Below are 1,996 nucleotides of genomic sequence, written 5' to 3'. Positions count from 1 at the left end.
CCCCTTGACCCCTCCCGCCCCCCATGCTAAAATCCAATCACTCCTAAATCATTCTCATTAACCCTACCTAACCATTCAATCATTCAATAAGGACATTCCATGAACCATCGTGCTCATCTACACTCTGTTTATCTGCCCAAAAGTGTATCTGGCACTCCTTATCTATGGTTCGACAGCTTACAAGGGGTAGAGAGCATCAACGGACTGTTTGAATACAAACTCATCGTCAAAGCCAAAGACGAACATGGCAACCCTGCCCATGGTATAGAGGGACTAGAAGGTTATGTCAGTCATGAAGCTTATCATGGCAGTATCATCCACCCCAAAGAGGCTACCCCCCACCAAGACACCATCTCCTACCAAAGCGTCGCCTCTCACTTAGACCTAACCGCCCTCATCGGCACGCCCTTAGGCATATCCCTTGACTTAAATGACAAACACCCCATCGATGATAGAACCATCACAGGACAAGTCACAAGACATGGCATCATCACCGGCTGTGCCAAACTCACCACCCATCACAGGCATGCCGTCTATGAATTCACCTTATCTCCATGGACTTACCTACTCACCAAAACAAATAACTACCACATCCACCAACACAAATCCATCCCACAAATCATCGAAGAGGTGTTATCCTGCTACCCTTATCCTTGGCAGTTTGAACTCACCCATGACTATCCTGAACAAGACTACCAAACCCAATATGACGAATCAGACTACGCATTCATCACTCGCCTCATGAGTGAGCATGGCATCAGCTTTTACTTTGAACACACCAAAGACAATCACACCCTAATCATCACCGACCATGTCAGTCACCTAAAAAGACACGCCAATCCCTTTTATGACACCCTAACACTCAACCTGCCCAATCAGCGTATGCCAGAGTATGCTGAATACCTAGAACACTTTACCCCCAAAAGCATACTGACCTGTGCCCAAAGTCTCTTATCTGATTATCAGTTTAAAACCCCTAATGAACCCCTAATGGCTCATGATACCATCGAAGGGGTGCAAACTGACACACACAAACCACATCAGGCACTCATCCATCACCTACAACGATATGAATGGCATCAAGGCAGACGAGCAGGCAATGATGAGCTAGCCACAAAAAACGAACAGCTCACCGCCTCTTATCGGCATCAAAGCCTAAGTGCCACCGCACATGGCAGACTAAAGGGCATACAGGTTGCCCATTTATTTACCCTAACAGGTCACCCCAGTCAAAGCATGAATACCGACTGGGTTGTCTACGCCTTACAGATGAGCATCAAACCCATCGATGAAGACAACAACACCCATCAGTACTACACCGCTGATACAAGCTTCACCGCATACCCTGCCACACATCCGCTTGTGCCCACAACCCCCTGCCCAAGACCCATTGCCCGTACCCAAACCGCCACTGTCATCGCCCCAGAAGGTGAAGAGATACACACCGACCAATACGGTCGCATCAAAGTTAAGTTCCACTGGGACAAGCCCACACTCACCCAAAGACACCTTGTAGACAATCGCACCGGTGATGACAAAGATGACCTAAGTCAGATAAACACCTGCTATCTTCGTGTCGCCAGTACCTGGGCAGGAGATCACTATGGGCACATTGCACTACCCAGAGCAGGCCAAGAGGTCATCATTGACTTCTTTGGAGGTAATCCTGACATGCCCTATGTGGCAGGCTCTTTGACCAATCCAAACAACATGCCTCTATACACCCTCCCTCATGAAAAAGTCCTCTCTGGCATCCGCTCCAAAGAGTATGGGGGAGACAAATCCAACCAACTCATCATGGATGACACTAAAGACAAACTCCAAACCCACCTAAAATCCGACCACCTACACACCGAGATTAACCTAGGACACATCAGACGTCTTACCACCCCCCAAGGACGAGGTGAATACCGAGGCGAGGGCTTTGAGGTAAGAACTGATGGACATGGGGTGATAAGAGCAGATAAAGGCATGGTGATTACCACGCATGGGAGGC

General features: G+C 48.4%; 1 protein-coding gene. It reads left to right on the top strand.

Annotated elements, in window-relative coordinates; all coding sequences use genetic code 11:
• Positions 1-99 precede the first annotated feature (99 nt).
• The coding region (locus B5J93_RS13100; protein ID WP_079326765.1) for a type VI secretion system Vgr family protein at positions 100-1,996 on the top strand (1,897 nt) is incomplete at its 3' end.

Source organism: Moraxella equi (assembly GCF_002027555.1).
Classification (GTDB): domain Bacteria; phylum Pseudomonadota; class Gammaproteobacteria; order Pseudomonadales; family Moraxellaceae; genus Moraxella; species Moraxella equi.
Note: the sequence above shows the minus strand (reverse complement) of the source record. Positions and strands in the feature narration are given on the sequence as shown.